We start from the raw sequence: 25,068 nt of genomic DNA, 5'->3' as shown, positions 1-25,068 counted from the left end.
CATGGCGTGGGGCGGCTAAACCGGCATCCCTGCCGGTTTACCCCCCAAATCCCTGTCGAATTCCGGCCAGCGTGGTTTAACGGGGCGCCTAAGATCAAAAGCAGATCAAGATCAAAAGCCGCTCGCTTCGCATCGTGGTTTCCGGGGGCAAGATTGCCCCCCCATGTCTCACCGTGTTCCCCCTTACCACCCGGTCGGCTATAAGGCCGCCGCGCTCTGCTTTTGATTTGAAATCGCCCCGTTAAACCACGCTGGCCGAACGCGGGCTTTGCAGCGTGGGTAACCCGGCAGGACGCCGGGTTAGCCGCACTGGGCCAGGGATGGCCCATTGCGGCGGCCCACGCTGCAAAGCCTGCGGTCGGGCACACCGAGCCTGGGCGAGGTGCCGAGTGGTGGGGCGAAGGCCTTTTGGTTACTTTTGGGCCTTTCCAAAAGTGACCCGCTGTAAGAGCGGAACCATAAGTGGCCGTTACCGCAGGAACGGATATGTACGCAGACAAACCGTTATCGCAGGCAAGCCAGCGGCCACATCTGGATCGGTGCACACCCCTCAAGACACCACCTCCCCAACCCCAACAACTTCCAACCACCACCTGGCCAACCCCAAAACATTCGGCGCCTTGAGCAACGTAAAGTGATTCCCCCCGCCATACCAAACCTCCAACCCACCTCCCAGCCCTCGCCAGCCTTCGATCATCAACCCCTGCTCACGCTGGTTCCCCGCCGAATCCAACGCCGGGTCCTGCGCCAACACCAGGCGCACCACCCCGTCATACCGCCCTTGCGGCTGATACACCGTGCGCAACGCCGCCGCGTAAGTGCGCGCCGGCCCATCCATTGCCTCCAGCGCCGCACGCGCCGGCAACAACCCCACACTCACCATCCCCCCATGCAACGCTTGTCGCTGCGCCACCTCATCGCGCCCGGCAAAGTCCACAGGATCAATCCCCAGCGACTTCCCAGCCGCCAACTGCATCGCCTCGATCAACCGCAACAACGCCGCCGTCGAGGTATATGCCTTGCCCGCACGCCCCGGCGACTCGCTGTCGATCACCGTCAACGACCCCACCTCACGCCCCATTGCCTGCAAGCGCAGCGCCATTTCCAGTGCCACCCAGCCGCCGAACGAATGCCCGACCAGATGCACCGGCCCCTCGGGGCACTCCTGTTCCAGCGCCGCCAGGTAACACTGGGCCGCCGCTTCCACCTGGCTATGAGGCACCGCCTCGCCATCCAGCCCCCGCGGCTGCAAGCCATACAGCGGCCAGTCGCGCCCCAGCGCTTCGCTCAAACCCACAAAGCCGGTGACGCTGTCTCCCGCGCCTGGCACGCAGAACACCGGCGCATAACCGGCGCGCCCGCTCTGGATACGCAGCAAGGGTGAGTGCGCAGCGCAACTCACCGGAGTGCTCGCCGCCAGCGCTCGGCTCATGGCCTGGCCAAGGCTCTGAATATGCGGCGCCTGCATCATGCTCTGGTGATCCCCCGGTACCTGCACCTGGCGCAGTTGCCCAGGCGCCAGGGCGATGTCCCAACCCAGCGCGGCACTGCGCCGCGACAGTTCGGTAGGCCGCTGCTCGGCGCTGAACAAGTGAACCGGGATCGGCAGCGGGAACAGGCTGTAGTGGGCCAGGGCATGCCCATGGCCAACTTCCCGTTGCAAAAAGCTCAGCAGGTCGGCGTCCGTCGCCGCTGCCATTTGCGCGTATAGCAAACCTTGATCGCGACAGCGTTGCAGCAGAGCCGCAAAGTCCAGCTGTCCAAGGCCTGCCTCCAGTTGTTCCAGGTTCGCCAGCTCATCCACACCTCCCTGTGCCTTCCAATAGGCCGTGCACTGCAACAACAAATGCCGCTTGAGGGCATCCGGCCCGCTCCAGCGTGACTTGCCCTGGTCGGTCATGCGCGGCACGTAGCTGTCGATCAAGCCCAGAAACGCCACGGCCTCATCCTGCCCCAGCAACTGCATGGCAACTTCATAGGCCAGCACACCCCCAAAGGACCACCCCGCCAGCCGGTAAGGACCGTGGGGCTGGATCTGGCGAATCAGCCCGACCATGCGCGCGGCCAGGCCTTCCATGCTGTCCAGATGCGCCTCGCCCAGGGCCATGCCCGGCAGGCCATAAATCGGGTAATCGCCAGGCAGGTGCTGGCCCAGCGCCGGGAAGTACACGTCCATGCCACTGAACTCATGCACCAGGAATAACGGTGCCTGCGCCCCGCGGCTACGCACTGTGATCACTGCCGCCTCAGGCAGCACATCGTCACCGCGTAGGCGCAGCAGCGCCGCGACCGAGGCCACGCTGGCATGCTCGAACAGCTCGGCCAGCGACACCGGCAACCCGGCCTCGTCCAGCCGATGGACCAGGCGAATCGCCAACAAGGAATGCCCGCCCAGTTCGAAGAAACTGTCATGGCGCCCCACCTGCTCAAGCTTCAACACCTCGGCCCACAGCTGGGCCAAGGTCTGCTCCAGTGCATCGACCGGTGCTTCAAATGTGCCGCTGGCCGAAGCGTCCCACGTCGGTACCGGCAAGGCTTTGCGATCGACCTTGCCATTGGCCGTCAACGGCAGTTGCTCAAGGATCACAAAGGCCGACGGCACCATGTAGGCCGGCAAGTGCGTCTGCAGATAAGCACGCACCGGCTCGATGCCGACCGGCTCGCCCGCCCAGGTGAAATAGGCCACCAGGCGTTTGTCCCCCGGCACGTCTTCGCGGGCCAGCACCACCCCCTCGCGGATTCCGGAGAATGTCGCCAAGCGTGCTTCGATCTCACCCAGCTCAATGCGAAAGCCACGGATCTTCACTTGGTCGTCATTGCGCCCGATGCACTCCAGCAGTCCGTCTGCGGTCCAGCGTCCGAGGTCGCCGGTGCGGTACAGCAAGGCGCCTGGGTTGAACGGGTTTTGCACGAACTTTTCCGCCGTCAACTCAGGGCGGTTCAGGTAGCCCTGGGCGACACCGTCGCCGCCGATGCAGATTTCGCCGGTCACCCCCAGGGGCAGCAGGTGCAACTGCGCATCCAGCACGTAGACCTGCGTGTTGGAAATGGGTCGCCCTACCGGCACGCTGTCGGCTTCAGCGGCAATGGCGCGCACTTCAAAAGTGGTGGCGTAGGTGGTGGTTTCGGTCGGCCCGTAGCAATGCACCAGGCGCAGCCCCGGAGCCAGCCCCAGCAGGTTGCGGAACGCCGCCGGGTCGGCACGCTCGCCGCCGCACAGCAAAATACGCAAGCCGGCCAGGGCCTGGGGAATCAGTTGCACATACTGGTTGAACAGCGCCGTGGTAACGAACAGCACCGTCGCGCCCTTGAGTGCCGCGCCGAACGCCAGCGGGTCGAGCAAGGTGGCGTGGTCGATCACCTGCACCTGACCGCCGTTGAGCAACGGCCCCCAGACGTCCATGGTGCTGGCATCGAAGGCCGGGTTCGAGGCGAAGGCTACGCGATCATTGGGATTGAAATCGGCGTAGCCGTTGTTGAGCACCAGGCGCGTGATGCCACGGTGAGGCACCAATACGCCTTTGGGCATGCCGGTGGAGCCGGAGGTGTACATGATGTACGCCACGCTCTGCGAGGATTGCGGCAGGCCCGGGTTGTGGTCGGGGTGCGAGTCAAGGCCCAGGGTGTCCAGGTCCAGGCGCTGCGCCGCGCTCTCCACGCTGCAGTCGCTACCGGTCAACAGCCAGGCCGCGCCGCTGTCTTGCAGCATGAAGCCTTGGCGTTCGGCCGGCGCGCTGATGTCCAACGGTACATAGGCGGCGGCGCATTTGAGAATCGCCAGTTGGCTGACCAGCAACGCCACCGAGCGTGGCAGCAGGATCGCCACGTTATCGCCGGGGCACACACCCAGGCCGAGCAGGTGATGGGCCAGGCGGTTGGCGCGGCTATTGAGCTCGCCATAGCTTATCCGTTGTTCGCCGTGCAGCACCGCCACCGCGTCGGGGCGCGCCTGCGCCTGGGCTTCGAACACCTGCTGCACGCTGTGTTCACGTGGGAACGCACGAGCCGTAGCGTTGAAGCCCTCAAGCAGTTGCTGGCGTTCAGCCAGGGGCAGGATCGGCAAACCACTGAGGACGATGTCGCTGCGCTCTTCCAGTGCCTGCACCACCTGCACCAAGGCGTTATGCAGGTAGTCGCCCAAGCGTCGGGCCCCCTGCCCCATGGCCGTGAGGCTGAAACCTTCACCCAGGTCATCCACGCTCATCGACACGCCGTAGTGGGTGTGTTCCTCGGTCTTGAGCACCTCGATCCCCTGCCACGCGTCGGCCACGCCCCCGGCCTGGGGCGCACTGTGGCGGTAGTTGAACAGCACGCTGAACAACGGCGTGGCCATGGGTACGCCGCTGCAACGCTGGGCCAGCGCCAAAGGCGCGTGTTCGTGGCTGAGCAATTGGGTCAGGCGCCCATGGGTGGCACGCAGCGCATTCAGTACCGAGTGTTCACCCAGGTCGACTCGCAGCGGCAAGGTATTGATAAACACCCCCATGGCGCGCTCGGCACCTTCGCCGCCTTGCAGGCGACCGAGCATCACCGTGCCGAACACCACCTGTTCACGGGCGCAGACCGTGCCCAGCACATGGGCCCAGGCCAAGTGCATGAGGCTGGCGGCGCTGACTCCCGCTTGACGCGCCTGGTGGCGCAGGCGCCGACTCAACCCGAGGTCGAGGTTCAGATACGCATGCTCATCGGCACCCAGGTGCGGTACGTCGGTGGGTTCGTCGACCTCAGCGAGCATCTCGCGGAAAAACGGCTCGTGGTCCTCAGCGCCCAGACGAGTCTGGGCCACGTAGTTGCGGTACGGCACGGGCGCGGCCAAGGTGTCTTGCGTGCCCAACAGGAAGGCCTGCATTTCCTGTTGCAGGATGTCCAACGCGATGTGGTCCATCACCAGATGGTGGAACAGCAACGTCGCCACCACCCGCTGCGACTCCTCGGCATACACCAGGCGCATCAAGGGTGCCTGGGCGAGGTCCAGGCGTGGCGGCACCGAGCTGTTTTCAACACGTAATGAGGCGGTGCGCCATACCACCTGCACCGGCTCCTCCAGCCCGTCCCAGTGGAAGGATGAACGCAGGATGTCATGGCGCTGGATCACCGCCTGCAAGGCATGGGCAAAGGCGTCCAGGCGCAGGCGGCTGTCGAAGGCAAACTGCGCCTGCAGCACATAGGCATCGTCACCTTGCACGGCGCGATGCTGATACAGGATGCCGGCCTGCAAGGGTGCCAGCGGGTAAATATCCTGCACATTCGCCGCACCGCCGGGGATGCTGGCAACGATGCGCTCGATGGCAGCGGGGTCCAGGGTGATCAGCGCAAGCATGTCCGGCGTAATCCGGGTGCAATCGGCCGCAATGCGATTGGCCGGCACCGTCACTTCACGCCCACCGCCCAAGGCCGCAGCCAGGGCGGACAAGGTCGGTTGGCCGAACAGCACTTTCACATCCGCCGACAAGCCCAGGCGGCGCATGCGCCCGATCAGGCTGACTGCCAGCAATGAGTGGCCACCCAATTCAAAGAAATTGTCATGCCGACCCACGCGCTCCACGCTGAGCAATTCGGCCCACAGTGCGGCCAGGGTGATTTCCGTATCACCCAAGGGCGCTTCATAGTCGCGCACGCTCAACGCGTCCAGGCCCGGCGCCGGCAGTGCCTTGCGGTCGAGCTTGCCGTTGGGGCTCAGCGGCAGCGCCTGAAGGTGCATAAAGCTCGTCGGCAGCATGAATTCCGGCAGGTGTTGCAGCAGGTGGGCGCGCAGGCTTTCGACGTCGCTCGGCACGCCGGTGTAATAGGCGATCAGGCGCTGCTCGCGGGCAATCACGGCAGCTTCCTGCACCGCTGGATGCTCGGTCAGGCGCGCCTGGATTTCCCCCAGTTCGATGCGCAGGCCACGAATCTTCACCTGGTCATCATTGCGCCCCAGGTACTCGAGAGTGCCGTCGGGCAAGTAGCGACCCACGTCACCGGTACGGTACATGCGCCCCGGGGTAAACGGGTCGTCGAGGAAGCGTTCGGCTGTCAGCTCAGGACGGTTGAGGTAACCCCGCGCCACCTGCACGCCGGCGATAAACAATTCACCGACCCCCCCCAACGGCACCGGCTGCAACTGCTCGTCCAGTACATACAGGCGCGTATTGGCAATCGGCTTGCCGATGGGGGTGTTATCCGGCACCACGGCGCCTGCGCAGTCCCACGCGGTGACATCCACCGCCGCTTCGGTGGGGCCATACAGGTTGTACAAGCCACCCCCCGGCAATTGCTGTTTGAAGCGCCGTACCAGGCTGCCCGGCAGGGCTTCGCCACTGCACATCACCCGCACCAGCCCGGCGGCCTGGCTGACATCGCCGTGGGCCAGGAACACGTCAAGCATCGACGGCACAAAATGCAGCGTCGTGACCCCCTCGGCCTCGATCACCTGGCACAGGTAGTCAGGGTCTTTATGCCCACCAGGACGAGCCATGACCAGGCGTGCGCCGGTGAACAGCGGCCAGAAGAACTCCCACACCGACACGTCGAAGCTGAACGGGGTTTTCTGCAAGACCGTATCGCTGGCGGTCAACGCGTATTCGTCTTGCATCCACAGCAGGCGGTTGACCACCCCAGGGTGTTCGTTGATCACACCCTTGGGCTGGCCGGTGGAACCGGAGGTGTAGATCACGTAGGCCGCCACGCTGGCCGCCTGCGGGTTATGGGTGGGCTGGTGCTGCCAGGTGGGCGAATCCAGGTTTACCACCGGCACCTCGCCCAGCAACCCAAGGGTGCTGGACTGGCCCAGCACTACCGTCGGCGCGCTGTCGTGGAGCATGTAGGCGATGCGTTCCAACGGGTAGGCCGGGTCCAGCGGCACATAGGCGGCGCCGGCCTTGAGGATCGCGTACAGGCCGATGACCATGTCCAGGCCACGCTCCACGCAGATCGCCACCCGCGCCTGGGGCTGCACACCCAGGGCTTGCAGGTGATGGGCCAGTTGGTTGGCGCGCGCGTTCAGTTCGGCATAGCTCAGTTGCTGCGCGCCCGCCTTCAGGGCAATGGCCTGGGGTGTACGCAGTACCTGGGCTTCAAACAGGCCGTGCAGGGTCTGGTCGAGGTTGTACTCAACGGCGGTGGCGTTGAAATCCACCAGCAGTTGCCGACGCTCGCGCGCATCCACCAGCGGCACCTGCGCCAGCACCGTCTGGTCGTTATCGACCATGGCCTGCAACACGCGGGTGAAATAGCCGACGTAACGCTGCATCGTCGATTCGTCAAACAGGGCCACGGCATATTCCAGCGCACCGAGGATGCTGCCCTGCACTTCCCCCAGGTTCAACGACAGGTCGAACTTGGCGAAATGGCTGTTCTCGACAATGCTCTCCAGGGCCAGGTCGCCCAGGGCCAGGGTCGGCGCGCTGCTGTCCTGCCAGCTCAGCAGGGTCTGAAACAGCGGGCTGTGGGCCAAGCTGCGCGGCGGCCGGGTGATTTCCACCACCTGCTCGAAGGGCAAGTCCTGATGGGCCTGGGCTTGCAGCGTCAGCGCCTTGACCCGCGCCATCAACGCCTCGGTGCTCAGCTCGCCCGAGGTGTCGATACGCAGCGCCAGGGTGTTGACGAACAGGCCAATCAGCCCTTCGACTTCGGTGCGCATGCGGTTGGCCACCGGCGTGCCGATCACCAACTCGGGCTGCCCGGACAAGCGCGCCAACAGTGAAGCCCAAGCGCTCATCAAGGTCATGTACAAGGTGGTGCCATGGCGTTGGCTCAAGGCCTTGAGCCCGGCGGTGAGGCGTTCATCCAGGCGCACTTCGACGCTGCTGCCAGCGTAGTCCTGCTGCGCCGGGCGCGGGCGGTCGGTGGGCAAGGTCAGCAACGCCGGCGCACCGGCCAACGCCTGTTGCCAGTAGCTGCTTTGGCGCTGCAGCACCTCGCCGCTCAGCCACAGGCGTTGCCACACGGCAAAGTCGGCGTACTGGATCGGCAAGGGCGGCAGCGGGTCGGCGTGGCCGTGGCTGAACGCCTGGTACAGCGCCATCAGCTCGCGGGTCAGCACGCCCATGGACCAGCCGTCAGAGACGATATGGTGCAGGGTCAGCAACAGCACATGGTGATCATCGGCCATCACCACCAGGCGCCCGCGCAGCAACGGGCCGCGCTCAAGGTCGAACGGTGCCGAAGCTTCGCCGTGGATCAGCGCGTCCAGGGCCTGTTGCGGCTGCGGATGGCGACGCAGGTCCTGCACTTGCAGCGGCAATACCTCTTCGGCCGGCACGACCAGCACCTGGGCCTGGTCACCCTGCTGGGCGAAGCGGCTGCGCAGGGTTTCATGCCGCCCCACAATGCGCGCCAGGGCCCGTTGCAACGCTTGCACATGCAACTGCCCGCGCAACCGCAAGCCGATGGGAATGTTGTAGGCGGTGTTGGCACCTTCCATCAAGGCCAGGAACCACAGGCGTTGCTGGGCGAAGGACAGCGGTACGTCCTCATCACGGTTGGCCGGCAAGATATCCGGCAAGGTGCTGCGACCGGCCTGGGCCAGTACCTCGGCGACCGCCGCCAGTTCGGCGTTGGCAAACAGGTCGCCCAGCGCCAACTCGACGCCCAGCCGCTGGCGCACCTGGGACACCATGCGCATGGCCAGCAGCGAATGCCCACCCAGCTCAAAGAAATGGTCATAGCGCCCCACGCGCTGCACCTGCAACACATCGGCCCAGATCTGCGCCAGCACGGTTTCGATTTCGCCCAGGGGCGCGGCGTACTCGCGGGTAAAGACGGCGGCCATGTCCGGCGCCGGCAGGGCCTTGCGGTCAAGCTTGCCATTGGCCGTCAGTGGCAGTGCGTCGAGTTTCATGAACGCGACGGGCACCATGTAGTCCGGCAGATGCGCCACCAGGTGGGCGCGAATCTGGGCCACCGTCAGCGGGTCCAGTTGTGGGTTTTCGGTGAAGTAGGCCACCAGCCGTTCTTCACGCACCACCGCCACCGCTTCCAGAATCCCGGGCAACTGGTTGAGCTGGGTTTCGATTTCGCCCAGTTCGATGCGCACGCCACGGATTTTCACCTGGTCATCGTTGCGCCCCAGGTAATCGAGTGTGCCGTCCGGCAGCCAGCGCACCAGGTCGCCGGTGCGGTACATGCGTCCTTCGTTGAACGGGTCGCGCACAAAACGCTCGGCGGTCAGTTCCGGGCGGTTGAGGTAACCGCGTGCCACGCCCTTGCCGCCCACGTACAACTCCCCCGCCACCCCCAGCGGGACTGGGCGCAGGTGTTGGTCGAGCACGTAGACCTTGGCATTGGCCATGGGTTTGCCGATATGCAACGGCTGGCCCGCCTCGACCTTGCCGGAAGTGGCCACCACCGTGGCTTCGGTGGGCCCGTAGTTGTTGATCAGCTCAAAGCGCTGTGCCCGCCCGAACTGGCGCAGGCGGTCGCCACCGACCAGCAAGGTGCGCAAGGTCGGGTGCTCGATGTTCTGACTGAAGGCGTATTCCGCCACCGGCGTCGGCAGAAAGCTCACATCCAGTGGCTGCGCGCACCACCAGGCCAGCAGTGCGTCGATATCTTCGCCGCCCTCATGGGCCGGTGGCAGGTGCAAGGTGGCGCCCACACACAGCGCCGGCCACACTTCCCAGGCCATCGCGTCAAAGCCGAAGCCGGCAACACTGGCGGTATGCCGCCCGGCGCGCAGGTCGAAGGCGCTGCAATGCCAGTCCACCAGGTTGGCGACGCTGTGGTGTTCCACCATCACCCCCTTGGGCAAGCCAGTGGAGCCGGAGGTGTAGATCACATAGGCGAGATTCGTCGGGCCGACGGCGATTGTGGGGTTGCTCGCCGAATGGTGCTGCCAGGTGAAGCGGTCCAGGTTGATCACCGGCACTTCCAGCACCGGCAGGCGCGTCAGCAACGCATGCTGGGTGAGTACCGCCACCGGCGCGCTGTCGCTGAGCAGATAGTGGAGGCGCTCGGCCGGATGGGACGGGTCCACCGGCACATAACCGGCACCGGCCTTGAGAATCGCCAGCAACCCGGCCAGGGTGTCGAGGCCGCGCCGCGCCACAATCGCCACGCGGTCGTCGGGCTTGACCCCCAGCGCCAGCAGATGATGCGCCAGCAGGTTGGCTTGCTGGTTCAATTCGGCGTAAGTCAGTTGCCGGCCCTGATGCACAGCGGCAATGGCGTGCGGCGTGAGCGCGGCCTGGGCTTCGACGCGGCCATGCAGGGTGGTGCCTTGGGGGAAAACGGTCTGGGTGGTGTTGAACTGTTCCAGCAGCAAGCGCTGTTCGGCAACGGGCACCACCGAGAGTTGATCAAGCGCGGTATGGGGGGCCTGCTCCAGTGCGCTCACCAGGTTTTCCAGCGCGGTGTGCAGGTAGGCGCAGACGCGCTGAGGGTCAACCAGGGTGCTGGCCAGCAAACTCAGGCCGAAGCCCTCACCCAGGTCGTCCACGCTCAGGGTCAGCGGGTAGTTGGTGCGCTCCTCGGCGCGCAGTGCGGTGATACCGTGCCAGGCCGACACCGCCTCGGCGCTGGCGGCGGGCGCGCTGTGGCGATAGTTGAGCAGCGCGCTGAACAGCGGCGTCGGCGCGAGCACGCCACTGCAACGCTGGGCCAGGGCCAACGCCGCGTGCTCATGGCGCAGCAAGGTAGTCAGGCGTGCGTGGGTGGCCTTGACTGCGGTGCGTACGTCCTGGGCGTCTACGTCCACGCGAAACGGCAAGGTATTGATGAAAATGCCCAGGGCGCGGTCGGTGTCATGGCTGCCCTGCATGCGCCCCATCAATACGGTGCCGAACACCACCTGGGCTTTGCCGGCCAACACCCCCAGCACCTGGGCCCAACCCAGGTGAAACAGGCTGGCGGCGCTCACGCCCAGTTGGCGCGCCTGCCCGCGCAAGCGCTGGGCCAGTGCCGGCGCCAATGGCAGGCTGACTTCAGCGATACCCCGCGCATCACCTTGCACGTCCTGCAAACCGAACGGCAAGGTGGGCTCGCTGATATCGCCGAGCATCTGCCGGAAGAAACATTCGTGCTCCTGCTCACTGATCCCCAACCGCGCCTGCGCCACATAGTTGCGAAACGGTACGGCCTGGCCCAGGGCCGCGCCTTGGCCCAACAGGCACGCCTGCATTTCGTGGCACACCACGTCCAGGGCGCTGTGGTCGAGCGCCATGTGATGGAACAACAGGGTGGCGACGATGCGCTGGTTGGCCGGGTCCTCAGCGCGCACCAGGCGCAACAACGGCGCCTGGGTGACGTCGAGGCGATAGTGGCGGGCATCAAACAGGTCATGCAGTTGCGCGGCGATATCGCCATCGGCCGGGTCCAGCATCAAGGCTTGCACCGGCAGGCGTGCCTGGCGCCACACCACTTGCGAGGGTTGCGTCAGGCCATCCCAGACCACCCCGGTACGCAGGATGTCGTGACGGTCCATCACCCGTTGCAGCGCCTGGGCAAACGCATCGAAACGCGCAAGGTTGTCAAAGGCGAACTGCGACTGCATCACATAGGGGTCACCCTGCTCGGCACTGACATGGTGGAACAGGATGCCTTCCTGCAACGGCGCCAGCGGGTAGATGTCCTGGATATTCGCCACGCCGCCCTGCACCGTGGCGACAATGCGCTCGATCTCGTCTTGGCTCAGGGTCGACAGGGTCAGCATCTGGGGAGTGATACGCTCGGCGTTGGCCGGGATGCCATTGGCCGGTACCTGCACCTCACCGGCCTTGGTCGCGGTGTATTCACCGGCCTTGATCAGTTCGATCAGCGCCGGCTTGTGCTCACGCAAGCCGGCCAATATCGCCGGGTCGCTCAAGGCTTGCTTGTTGCCGTTCACCGACAATTGCTCGCCCTTGAGCGCCAGTTGCACATCCTTGGTTTTCAGGGTTGCCAGCAGCTCGAGGATGTTCACAGGACGATCTCCATTCGTTCGGTCATTGCGGCGTAGCCGGCCAGGGTCGGTTGTTCGAACAAGCCCCGCACATCGGCTTCCATGCCTTCCTGGCGCAGGCGCCCGATCAAGCTCACGGCCAGCAGCGAGTGCCCGCCCAGTTCAAAGAAGTTGTCGTGGCGCCCTACCCGCTCCACCTTGAGCAGCTCGGCCCAGAGTTGGGCCAGGAGGATCTCGGTGTCGCCTTCGGGCGCCGCGTACTCACGTACCTGCAACGCGTCCATACCTGGTGCAGGCAGGGCCTTGCGGTCGAGCTTGCCGTTGGGGCTCAGGGGCAAGGCGTCCAGGTGCATGAACAGCGCCGGCACCATAAAGTCAGGCAGGTGCTGCAACAGCTGGGCGCGCAGGCTTTCGATGTCGGTGGGCGCACCGGTGTAATACGCGACCAGGCGCTGGTCACGGGCGACGACCACGGCGTCCTTGACCGCCGGATGCTCGATCAGGCGCGCCTGGATTTCCCCCAGTTCGATGCGCAGGCCACGGATCTTCACCTGATCGTCGTTGCGCCCCAGGTACTCGAGCGTGCCGTCGGGCAAGTAGCGGCCCAGGTCACCGGTGCGGTACATGCGCCCAGGGGTGAACGGGTCGTCGAGGAAGCGCTCGGCGGTCAGCTCAGGGCGGTTCAGGTAACCCCGCGCCACTTGCACGCCGGCGATGAACAGCTCACCGACCACGCCCAGCGGCACCGGCTGTAACTGCCCATCGAGTACATACAGGCGGGTGTTGGCAATCGGCTTGCCGATCGGGGTATTGTCCGGCACCTCAGGGCGTGCGCAGTTCCAGGCCGTCACGTCCACCGCCGCTTCAGTGGGGCCATACAGGTTGTACAAACCAATCCCCGGCAACTGCCGCTTGAAACGCCGCACCAGGCTGCCCGGCAAGGCCTCGCCGCTGCACATCACCCGCACCAACCCCGCCGCCTGGCTGACATCGCCGTGGGCCAGGAATACATCGAGCATCGACGGCACAAAGTGCAGGGTCGTGATCTGCTCCGCCGCGATCACCTCGCACAGGTACGCCGGGTCCTTGTGCCCTTCAGGGCGCGCCATCACCAGACGCGCGCCGGTGAACAGCGGCCAGAAGAACTCCCACACCGACACGTCGAAGCTGAACGGGGTTTTCTGCAACACCGCATCGTGAGCCTTGAGGCTATAGGCGTCCTGCATCCACAACAGGCGGTTGACCACCCCGGCATGTTCGTTGATTACGCCCTTGGGTTGGCCGGTGGAACCGGAGGTGTAGATCACATAGGCCGCGTGTTGGGCAATGAGGCCCGGTACTTGCGGGTTGGTGACGGGTTGGTGCTGCCAGGTGCTGTGGTCGAGGTCGACTACCGCCACGTCCCCCAGCAGGCTGCGGGTGGCGCTTTGGGCCAGCACCACCACCGGCGCGCTGTCGTGCAGCATGTAGGCGATGCGCTCTGGCGGGTACGCCGGGTCCAGCGGCACATAGGCACCGCCGGCCTTGAGGATGGCGAACATGCCGATGACCATGTCCAGGCCGCGCTCGACGCAGATACCCACCCGTGCATCCGGGCGCACACCGCTGTCACGCAGGTGATGGGCCAGGCGGTTGGCGCGTTCATTGAGTTGCTGGTAGCTCAAGGTGTGCTCGCCGGCCTTCACCGCCACGGCCTGCGGGGTACGTACAACCTGGGCTTCAAACAGCCCGTGCAGGGTCTGGTCGAGGTTGTAGTTCACCTCGGTGGCGTTGAACTGCACCAGCAGCTGTTGCCGCTCTTGCAGCCCCAGCACCGGCAGGCGGTTCAGCGCCTGGTGCGGGGCCTGCTCAAGGGCTTCGACCAGACCGCTCAACGCGTTATGCATATAGCCGCACACCCGTTGCGCATCCACCTGGGCCAGGGCGGTGAACGCGTAGCCGTCGCCCAGGTCGTCCACGTTCAAGGTCAGCGGGTAATTGGTGCGCCCGTCATTGACCAAGGTCTGCATGCCTTCCCATGCCAACTGCGCATCCGCCGAACGGGTGGCGGCGCCGCGATGGCGATAGTTGAGCATCGAGCTGAACAAGGGCGCCGGGGCCGCTACGCCACTGCAACGCTGGGCCAAGGCCAGGGAGGCGTGTTCATGGCCGAGCAATTGGGTCAGACGCGCATGGGTGGCCCGCACGGCGGCGCGGGCGCCCTGGTCGTCGATATCCAGGCGCAGCGGCAAGGTGTTGATAAACACACCCAGGGCGCGGTCGGCGCCCTCGCCGCCTTGCAGACGACCCACCAGCACCGTACCAAACACTACCGAATGGCGCGCCGATACCGCGGCCAGCACCTGCGCCCAGGCCAGATGGAACAGGCTGGCAGCACTGACCCCCAGCAGCCGTGCCTGGCTGCGCAGGCGGCGGTTGAGCTGGCTGTCCAGTTGCAGGGTGTGTTCGTCGATGGCATTGCCGTCGCCGCGCACGTCCTGCCAGCCGAACGGCAACGTCGGTTCGTCGACATCGCCCAGCATCTGGCGGAAGAACTGCTCATGCTCCTGTTCGCTGACACCCAAACGGGCCTGGGCCACATAGTTGCGATACGGCATTGGCGCGGCGGTAGGCGCTGCGTGGCCCAACAGGTGGCCCTGCATTTCGCGCAACACCACGTCGAAGGCGGTGTGGTCCAACACGATATGGTGATAGAGCAACACCGCCACCACGCGCTGGTTGGCCGGGTCCTGGGCGTACATCAGGCGGATCAGCGGGGCCTGGCTGATCTCCAGGCGATACCGCCGCGCATCAAACCGCTCGTGCAGGCCGGCGAGTACGTCACCTTCCAGTTGCAGTTCCTGTACGCACAACTGCGCCTGGCGCCACACCACTTGCAGCGGTTGCGCCAGGCCCTCCCACACCACCCCGGTGCGCAGGATGTCGTGGCGGTCGATCACCTGTTGCAGTGCGCGCATAAAGGCGTGCAGGCGCTCGACACCGTCAAACGCCAGGTGTGATTGCAGCAGGTAAGGATCGCCCTGCGCCGCCGTGAGGTAGTGATAGAAAATCCCTTCCTGCAACGGCGCCAGCGGGTAGATGTCCTGCACGTTGGCAGCGCCGCCAGGCACCTGGGCCACCACCTGGTCGATCGCCGACTGGTCGAGGTCCACCAGGGCCAGCATGTCCGGGGTGATGCGCTGGCAACCGGCACTGATGCGATTGGCCGGCACCTGCACTTCGCGGCCACTGCCGACAGCGGCGGCCAGCGCGGCCAGGGTTGGCTGGCTGAACAACACGCGCACATCCGCGCCAAGGCCGGCCTGGCGCATGCGCTCGATCAGGCTGACGGCCAGCAATGAATGGCCGCCCAGTTCGAAGAAGTGGTCATGGCGACCCACTTGCTCCACCTGCAACACTTCGGCCCACAGCAGCGCCAGGGTGGTTTCGACGTCACCCTGGGGGGCTTGGTATTCACGGCTGAGCAAGGCGCACTGGTCTGGCTCTGGCAATGCCTTGCGGTCCAGTTTGCCGTTGGCGGTCAGGGGCAACTGATCAAGCCGCATGTAGGCGACCGGCACCAGCGCCTCGGGAAGTTGGGCCTGCAGGTGCGCACGCAAGGTCTCGATCTGCAGCGGGCGCTGTTCGGTGAACCAGGCCAACAGGCGGCCTTCGCGCACCAGCACCACGGCCTCGCGGATGCCGTCCAGTGCCGTCAGGCGGCTTTCGATTTCACCCAGTTCAACCCGCACGCCGCGCAGTTTTACCTGGTCGTCGTTACGGCCCAGATACTCAAGATTGCCATCGGGCAGCCAACGCACCAGGTCACCGGTGCGGTACATCTGCCCTGGGTTGAACGGGTCTTGCAGGAAGCGCTCGGCCGTCAGCTCGGGACGGTTCAGGTAACCCCGCGCCACGCCGCTGCCGCCCACATAGAGTTCACCGGCCACGCCCACCGGTACCAGGCGCAGGTGCGCATCCAGCACGTAGCTGGTGGCATTAGCGACAGGCCGGCCGATATGCAACACCTGCCCGGCCCGCACGCGGCCGGAGGTGGCAACCACCGTGGCTTCGGTGGGGCCGTAGTTGTTGACCACCGCAAAGCGCCGCTCATGGGTGAACTGACGCAGGCGGTCACCGCCGATCAGCAGGATGCGCAAGGTGGGGTGCTGCTGGGGCAGGCTGAAAGCGTACTCGGCCACCGGGGTGGGCAGGAAACTCACGTCCAACGGCTGTGCCAGCCACCAGGCCAGCAGTTCATCGATGTTTTCGTTGCCGATGTCGGCGGGTGGCAGGTGCAGGGTCGCGCCGACGCACAGGGCCGGCCAGACTTCCCAGGCCATGGCATCAAACCCCATGCCGGCCACGCTGCTGGTGTGGCTTACCGCTGTCAGACCAAAGGCTTCACAGTGCCAATGCACCAGGTTTTCCACGGTGCAGTGTTCCACCATCACGCCCTTGGGCTGGCCGGTGGAACCGGAGGTGTAGATCACATACGCCAGGTGCGCGGGCGTCAGGGCGGGCAGTTGCGGATTGCTGACGGCGTGGCGCTGCCAACCGGGGTCCTGCAGATCGACCACGGCGACGGGCCCCAGCAGCTCCCGCGTGCTGGTCTCGGCCAGCACCGCCACGGGCGCGCTGTCTTGCAACAAGTAGGCGATACGCTCGGCGGGGTACGCCGGGTCGATCGGCACATAGCCCGCGCCAGCCTTGAGAATGCCCAACAGCCCCACCAGCATCTGCGGGCCGCGACGGCAACACAGTGCCACGCGGTCATCGGCTTGCACGCCGAGTTCCAGCAAGTGATGAGCCAACTGGTTGGCCCGTTGATTGAGCTGCTGATACGTCAGCGCCTCGCTGCCTTGCTGCACGGCAATGCGATGGGGTTGGCGCTCGGCCTGTACCTCAAACGCACCGTGCACCGTCTGGCCATGGGGGAAGTCGTGGGCAGTGGCGTTGAACTCGCGCAGCACCGTGTCGCGCTCTGCGGCGGGCAAAATCGGTAACTGGCGCAGCGCGCGGTGGGGCGCCGTCTCAAGGGTGGCAACCAGTTGCTCCAAGGCGCTGAGCATGTAGTCGCAAAGGCGCTGCGCGCCGATTTGCGGCACGGCCAGCACGCTCAGGCCAAAGCCTGCGCCCAGGTCATCCACGCTCAGGGTCAGCGGATAGTTGCTGCGTTCTTCACCGCCCAGCAGTTGCACGCCTTCCCAGATGCCGTGTCCGTCGCGGGCCATTTCGCCTGGGTTGCTGTGGCGGTAATTGAGCAAGGCGCTGAACAGCGGCGTGCTGGTCGGCACGCCGCTGCAACGCTGGGCCAGGGCCAGTGACGCATGCTCATGCCCGAGCAAGGCGCTCAAGCGTGCATGGGTGGCTTTGACCGCCTGCGCTGCGCCGGCTGCAATATCGACCCGCAGCGGCAAGGTGTTGATAAACATCCCCAGCGCACGGTCTGCGCCCTCGCCGGCTTGCATACGGCCCATCAGCACCGTGCCGAATACCACCTCGTCGCGGCCCGAGACCAGGCCCAACACCTGGGCCCAGGCCAGGTGCATCAGGCTGGCGGCGCTGACGCCCAGTTGGCGCGCCTGCTGGCGTACACGCTGGGCCAGGCCCGCTTCCAGGTGCACCTCGGCTTCTTCGATTGCACGGCCATCGCCCTGCACATCCTGCAGGCCAAACGGCAAGGTGGGCTCGTCGACCTCGGCGAGCATGTCGCGGAAAAACTGCTCATGCTGCGCCACACTGACGCCCAGTCGCGCCTGGGCCACATAGTTGCGAAACGGCGCGGCGGCGGGCAAATCCTGGGCCTGGTTGAACATAAAGGCACGCATTTCCTGGCCGACCACTTCCATGGCGGTGTGGTCCAGCGCCAGGTGATGGAACAGCAGGATCGCCGCGACCCGGTTGTGCGCCGGGTCCTGGGCATAGACCATGCGCAGCAAGGGCGCCTGGGTAATGTCCAGGCGGTAGTGACGCGCATCGAAACGCTCATGCAGTTGCGCCATCACGTCGCCGTGTGCCGGGTCGAGCATCACCTCGTGCACCCCCAACTGGGCGGTGCGCCACACCACTTGCACCGGGCTTTCGAGCCCTTCCCACACCACAGCGGTACGCAGAATGTCGTGGCGCGCCACCACCTGTTGCAGCGCGCCCATAAAACCGTGCAGGCGCTCGGCAGTGTCAAAGGCCATGCGCGATTGCAGCAGGTACGGGTCGCCCTGCTCGGCGCTGATGTGGTGGTAGAGAATGCCTTCCTGTAGCGGCGCCAGCGGGTAGATATCCTGGATATTCGCTGCACCACCCGGCACGCTGGCGACAATCCGCGCGATGGCCTGCGGGGTGAGTTGCACCAGGCTCAGCATCGACGGTGTGATCTGTATGCAGCCGGTGGGGATGCCATTGGCGGGCACCACGATTTCTCTGCCGCTGCCCACGGCTGCCGCCAGCGCGGCCAGGCTTGGCTGGCTGAACAACACGCGCACATCGGCGCTCAGGCCCACCTGGCGCATGCGTTCGATCAGGCTGACCGCCAGCAACGAATGCCCGCCCAATTCGAAGAAGTGATCATGGCGCCCCACGCGTTCAAGCTTGAGCACGTCCTGCCAGATCTGCGCCAGCAGGCTTTCCACCTCGCCTTGTGGGGCTTCGTAGCCACGGCTGATCAAGGCGGCCTGGTCGGGTGCCGGCAATGCCTTGCGGTCGAGCTTGCCGTTGGCGGTAAGCGGCAACTGCGCCAGCCACACATAAGCCGAAGGCACCATGTAATCGGGCAACCGGCCTTGCACATGAGCTCGCAGGGTTGCGATATCCAACGTTGCGTTGGCGGCGTAATAGGCCACTAACCGTTTGTGGCCAGGCTCGTCTTCGCGAACCAATACCACAACGTCCCTGATCCCGGCACAGGCACACAGGCACGCTTCGATTTCACCGGGTTCGATACGAAAGCCACGAATCTTCACCTGCAGGTCATTGCGCCCCAGATACATCAAATTGCCGTCGGCTCGCCAGCAGGCCAGATCACCGCTGCGGTAGAGTTGGCCATCGCCGAATGGGTTCGGGACGAATTTTTCCGCGCTCAGCTGAGGCAGATTCAAGTAGCCTTTCGCAACGCCCGCACCGCCGATATAGAGCTCGCCGGTCACACCCACGGGCAGCGGTTGCTGGCGCGCGTCCAGTACATAGGCCTGAGCGTTGGCAATCGGTCGACCAATCGGAATAGCGCCCTCGCCAAGGGTAGTGATCTCAAACGTGGTGGAGAACGTGGTGGCTTCGGTCGGGCCATACCCATTCAGCAGATGCTGGGGTTTGCCGAGCTTGAGTACCCGGCCAATCACCTGAGGGTCAAGCACGTCGCCGCCGACGATCAGGTAGCGCAATTGGCGGAACACCGGCATCAACGCATCGGCGTACTGATGAAATAGCCCGGCGGTCATCCATAACACGCTGACCGCCTGTTCCCGCAACAGCTCGGCGAACGCGGCTTGGGATAACAACTGCACCTGCTCGACCACCACCACACAACCGCCATTGAGCAACGGCGCCCACACCTCGAGGGTGCTGGCGTCAAATGCCGGGTTGGAAGCAAAGGCCACCCGGTCGTGGGCATTGAATTCGGCAAAACGGTTGTTAAGCACCAGCCGCGAGATAGCGAGGTGGGGCACTTGCACGCCCTTGGGCGTCCCGGTGGAGCCGGAGGTGTAGAGGATGTAGGCAACGCTCTGCGCGGATTGGGCCAAGTCTGGGTTAGCGGGCGACTGCGCGTCCAGATCCAACTGCGCCAGGTCGTCCAGCACATGGCGTGCGCCGCTGTCTTTGACGATGAAGGCCTGGCGTTCGACAGGCGCGTTGACGTCCAGCGGCACATACACCGCAGCGCACTTGAGGATCGCCAGTTGGCAGACCAGCAGATCCAGGCAACGCGGCAAGGCAATCGCCACGCTTTCGCCGGGCTGCACACCCTGGCTGATCAGATGATGGGCCAGGCGGTTGGCACGGCGATTGAGGTCACGGTAGCTCAGTGACAGCTCGCCCTGCACCGCCGCCGGCGCTTCAGGGCGGGCCAGCGCCTGGGCTTCAAACAGTTGCGAGACAGTAAGTTGCGAGGGGTATTGCCGGGCGGTGGCGTTGAAACCTACCAGCACTTGATGACGCTCGGAAGGCGGCAGGATCGACACCGCCTGCAGCGGCGTGGTCGGCGCATGTTGCAGCGCGCTCACCACATGGCGCAACGCGGTGAGCATGTACTCACCCACGCGTTGCACATCCAGGTGCGCGACGCCTTGCACCGTCAGCGCAAAGCCACTCCCCAGGTCATCAACGTTGAGCACCAGCGGATAGTTGCTACGTTCTTCGGAGCTGAGAATCTCGATACCGGAAGCGGCAAAGGGGTTGTCCCCCGGCGCTTCATCGGCTGCGCTGTGCCGGTAGTTGAGCAAGGTGCTGAACAGCGGCAGCGAGCCCGGCACGCCACTGCAACGCTGGGCCAGGGACAACGAGGCATGTTCGTGCCCGAGCAGTTGCGCCAGGCGCGCATGGGTGGCGCGCACGCCGGCCTGCACGCCGACGCTGCCAACGCTGACCCGCAGCGGCAAGGTATTGATAAACATCCCCAGCGCCCGGTCCGCGCCCTCGCCGCCCTGCATACGGCCCAGCAACACGGTGCCGAATACCACCTCCTGCTGGCCAGACACCTGGCCCAGCACCTGGGCCCAGGCCAGGTGTACCAGGCTCGCGGTGCTCACGCCCAGTTGCCGCGCCTGTTCGCGCAAGCCCAGGTTGAGCGCAGGCTCCAGCGGCAGGCGCGCTTCATGGATGCCGCTGCCGTCACCGTTCACGTCCTGCAAGCCGAAGGCCAGGGTCGGCTCGTCGATGTCGCCCAGCATCTGGCTGAAGAAGGCTTCATGCTGGGCCTGGGTGACACCGAGGCGGGCCTGGGCCACGTAGTTGCGATACTGCACCGCGTCAGGCAGTTGTGCGCTGTGGCCATGCAGGCTGGCACTCATCTCTTTGACCAGCACGTGCAGGGCCGTGTGGTCGAGGAGGATATGGTGCAGCAGCAAAATGCCGACCAAGCCGTGGCTGTCCTGCGCATACGCCAGGCGCATCAGCGAGGCGCGTGACAGGTCCAGGCGATAGTGGCGTGGGTCGAAACGCTGTTGCAGATGCTCCAGTGCATCACTGCCCAGCGCATCCAGGCGCTCGATCACCAAGGGTGCCTGGCGTAACACCACTTGCACCGGCTCTTCCAGGCCCTCCCAGAGGATGGCGGTGCGCAGGATATCGTTGCGCTCGATCACCGTGTGCAGCGCGTTGACAAACCCGTCGACGGCGCCCTGGTCGTGAAACCGCAACTGCACCTGCAACACGTAGGGGTCGCCCTCGGTGGTCGCCAGGTGGTGGTAGAGAATGCCGGCCTGCAACGGCGCCAGGCCATAAATGTCCTGCACGTTGGCAACGCCACCGGGCACGGCCTCAAGGATATGGTCGATAGCGGCCTGATCCAGCTCGACCAGGGGCAGCATGTCCGGGGTGATGGCCTGCGTGTCTGCTTGAATAAGGTTGGCCGGCACCTGCACGGTCTGCTGGCCGCCCACCGCCGCAGCGAGCGCCGCCAAGGTCGGTTGACCGAACAGCACGCGCACATCGGCGCTGAGGTCGACCTGGCGCATGCGCTCGATCAGTTTGACCGCCAGCAGCGAATGGCCGCCGAGTTCGAAGAAATTGTCCTCACGACCGACACGGTCGACGTTGAGCAGGTCTTGCCAGAGCATGGCGAGGGTGGTTTCCACCGCCCCCTGGGGCGCCGCATACTCGCGTCGGGCCACGGCGTCGGCATCGGGTGCGGGCAAGGCCTTGCGGTCGAGTTTGCCGTTGGTGGTCAACGGCAGCGTATCCAGGCGCACGAAGGCGCTGGGCACCATGTGTTCGGCCAGGCTCAGCAGTAGATGGTCACGCAGGGCGGCCACGTTGAGTTCGCCATCGCTAATCACATAGGCCACCAGGCGTTTGTCGCCCGGCTGATCTTCACGGGCGATCACCACCGCATCGCGCACGCCGCTGGCAGTGGCCAGGTGCGCCTGGATTTCACCCAGTTCGATACGGAAACCACGGATCTTGACCTGGTCATCGTTACGCCCCAGGTACTCAACACTGCCGTCGGCCAGCAGGCGGCCAAGGTCGCCGGTCTTGTACATGCGCAAGCCGGTGGCCGGGTCGGCAAGGAAGCGTTCGGCATTCAGCGCCTGGCGGTTGAGGTAACCACGCGCCACCCCGGCACCGCCCACATACAACTCGCCCACCACACCCAGGGGCAAGGGCTCATGGCGCTCATCCAGCACGTACAACTGCAAATCGGGAATACGCACGCCAATCGGGCTCACGCCGACCAAGTGCGCGTCGGCCGCTTCCAGCGCACGGTAGGTCACATGCACGGTGGTTTCAGTGATGCCGTACATGTTCACCAGTTGCGTACCGGCATTCACTGCCCGTGCGTACCACGGCTTGAGCATGCCCGGTTCCAGGGCTTCGCCGCCGAAAATCACTTGGCGCAAGGAATGGGACTGGGCACTGTTGCCCTGGGCCGCGATCAACTGGCGGAACGCGCTCGGCGTCTGATTGAGGATGCTCACCTGGGCGTCGCACAACAGCGCGTAGCACTCATCCGGCGAGCGGCTGACCAGTTGCGGCACGATCAGCAACTGGCCGCCGTGCATCAGCGCGCCCCAGATTTCCCACACGGAAAAGTCGAACGCGAAGGAATGGAACAGCGCCCACACATCGTGCGGGTTGAACCCGAACCAGTGGTGGGTGGCGCTGAACAGGCGTGCGACCTGGCGATGCTCGATCATCACGCCCTTGGGCTGGCCAGTGGAGCCGGAGGTGTAGATGACGTAGGCCAGGTTGGCCGGGCTCAGGTGCAACCCAGGGTTGGAGATGGGCAACGGGCCCAGGTGGTCCAGGTCGATCCGGGCCAGTGCGCCGGCCCGCTGCGCCGTGTTGGCCTGCACCAGCACCGCCACCGGCTGGCTGTCGGCCAGGGTGTAGGCGATGCGTTCCTGGGGATAGGCCGGGTCGATGGGCACATAGCCCGCACCGGCCTTGAGAATGCCAAGTAGGCCGATGATCATCTGCGGGCCACGCTCCACGCAAATCGCCACGCGCGCGTCGGGGCACACGCCGTGGGCCAGGAGCGCGTGGGCGACCTGGTTGGCGCGTTCGTTGAGTTGGCGGTAGGTCAGGACGTGGTGCTCGAAGCGCAACGCAATGGCATCGGGCTGGGCAGCGGCGTGGGTTTCGACTTGCTGGTGGATCAGTTGGGTGTCGGCGTAATGCGTGGAGCAATGATTCAAAGTGTGCAGCAAATGGTGGCGTTCAGCGTCAGGCAGGATGTTCAGGCCGCAGAGCGGCATATCCGGTCGTTGTTCAAGGGCGTCGGCCAGGCTTTGCAAGGCCGTATGCAGATAACCCGCAACCCGCTGCGCGCCAATGGACGCATCGACCATCACGGTCAGGGCGAAGTCTTCACCCAGGTCATCGACGTTCAGCGTCAGCGGGTAATTGGTGCGCTCCTCGGCGCCCAACACCTGGATGCCGTCGGCGACTTCGATCACCGCCGCCATGTCGGTGGCGGCGCTGTGACGGTAGTTGAGTATCGCGCTGAACAGCGGCGTAGGCGCCGCCACGCCGCTGCAACGTTGTGCCAGCGCCAGGGACGCATGTTCGTGATCGAGCAAGCGCGTGAGGCGCTCATGGGTGATCTTGACCGCAGCGCGCACGCCCTGCTCACCCACATCCACCCGCAGTGGCAAGGTGTTGATGAACATGCCCAAGGCCCGCTCACCGCCCTCACCTGCGCCCATGCGCCCGAGCATCACAGTGCCAAATACCACCGCCTCCCGACCGGAGACTGCACCCAGCACTCGCGCCAAAGCCAGGTGCATCAGGCTCGCCACACTCACCCCCAGCGGGCGCGCCATGCTGCGCAGGCGGCGGCTCAGAGCGCTGTCGACGGGAATGCGCACTTCGTCGATCCCCTGGCCGCCGCCCTGCACATCTTGCAGGCCGAACGGCAGCGTCGGTTCATCGATATCCGCCAGCATGTCGCGGAAGAACGCCTCATGGGCCTGCTCGCTGACGCCATGGCGCACCTGGGCGATATAGCTGCGAAACGCTACCGGTGCAGGGGCCTGGGCTTGCTGCCCGGCCAGGTACAGCTGGATCTCATGCCGAACGCCATCCAGGGCCGTGTGATCAAGGATGGTGTGGTGGAACAGCAGCATCGCCACCACCCGCTGGTTGGCCGGGTCGTCAGCGAATACCAGGCGCAGCAGCGGCGCCTGGCCCAGGTCCATGCGATAAGCGCGGGCATCATAGCGAGCGAGCAATTGAGCGAGGCGGTCAGCACCGTCCAGAGGCACCTCTTCGCAGGCCAGCACAGCCTTGCGCCACACCACTTGCAGCGGCTCGTCCAGGCGCTCCCAGACCATCGAGGTACGCAGGATGTCGTGACGGTCGATGACCCATTGCAACGCCTCGGCAAAGGCCTCAAGGCGTGCGCGGCTGTCGAACACGAACTGCGCGTGCAGCACGTAAGGGTCACCCTTCTGCGCCGAAAGATGGTGATAAAGCATGCCTTCCTGGAGCGGCGCCAGGGAGTAGATATCCTGCACATTCGCCGCGCCGCCGGGGATCGCCGCGACGATGCGGTCGATGGCCGGCTGGTCGAGGTTGACCAGGGCCAGCATGTCCGGTGTGATGCGGTAGGCCGGGCTCAGCCAGTCACCGCCATGTTCGGCGACCAACTGCAACAGTTGGGGTTTGTGCGCGATCAATTGATCCCAGAGCGCGTCGTCCAACGCTTCGTCATCGCCCAGGACGATCAGGTCGCCCTCTTCGGTCTGCAGACGGATCGCATGGGTGGAGATCGCTGCCAGTAAGTCGCTGAACTGCATGGGTAACCTGCCTGATAATTCACGGTTGACGAGAATGTCCGTATTCAGTTTTGCCGCTTGGATCGGCAGTGCCGGGCGCCCAGGAAAAAATAGCGGGCGCAGCCGAGGGCCTGGAGTGGCTTCCGGCAGGCTTGGAAAATTAAGGTATCTGTGGGCTGGGGGGTGACATGGGAAGCGGGGACAAGTGCCCGGCTGAAGGGTTCCACCGAACTCTGGCGGTTACCCCTCTCTGTGGATGCCAAGGCGGCCCGGAGCTGACAGCCTCAGGGTAAACAAGGTGCG

2 protein-coding genes are annotated in these 25,068 nt (G+C 65.1%); both read right to left on the bottom strand.

Annotated features, from left to right (window positions below; all coding sequences use genetic code 11):
• Positions 1-550: 550 nt before the first annotated feature.
• Positions 551-11,878 carry a non-ribosomal peptide synthetase gene (locus HU730_RS15555; RefSeq protein WP_186527150.1) on the bottom strand — a complete coding sequence of 3,776 codons (11,328 nt, stop codon included), beginning with the start codon at positions 11,876-11,878 and terminating at the stop codon, positions 551-553.
• On the bottom strand, positions 11,875-24,786 hold the full coding sequence (locus HU730_RS15550; protein ID WP_186527151.1) for a non-ribosomal peptide synthetase: 12,912 nt from the start codon (positions 24,784-24,786) through the stop codon (positions 11,875-11,877). Before HU730_RS15550 ends, HU730_RS15555 begins: the two co-directional genes overlap by 4 nt.
• Between the last annotated feature and the right edge of the window lie 282 nt (positions 24,787-25,068).

The organism is Pseudomonas sp. SWRI22 (assembly GCF_014268395.2).
Taxonomy (GTDB): Bacteria; Pseudomonadota; Gammaproteobacteria; order Pseudomonadales; family Pseudomonadaceae; genus Aquipseudomonas; species Aquipseudomonas paracarnis.
This window is presented reverse-complemented; position numbering and strand designations above follow the sequence as displayed.

Excerpts from the sequence above, each read along its gene's own strand:
- HU730_RS15550 (WP_186527151.1), bottom strand. The coding sequence starts at position 24,786 with ATGCAGTTCAGCGACTTACTGGCAGCGATCTCCACCCATGCGATCCGT.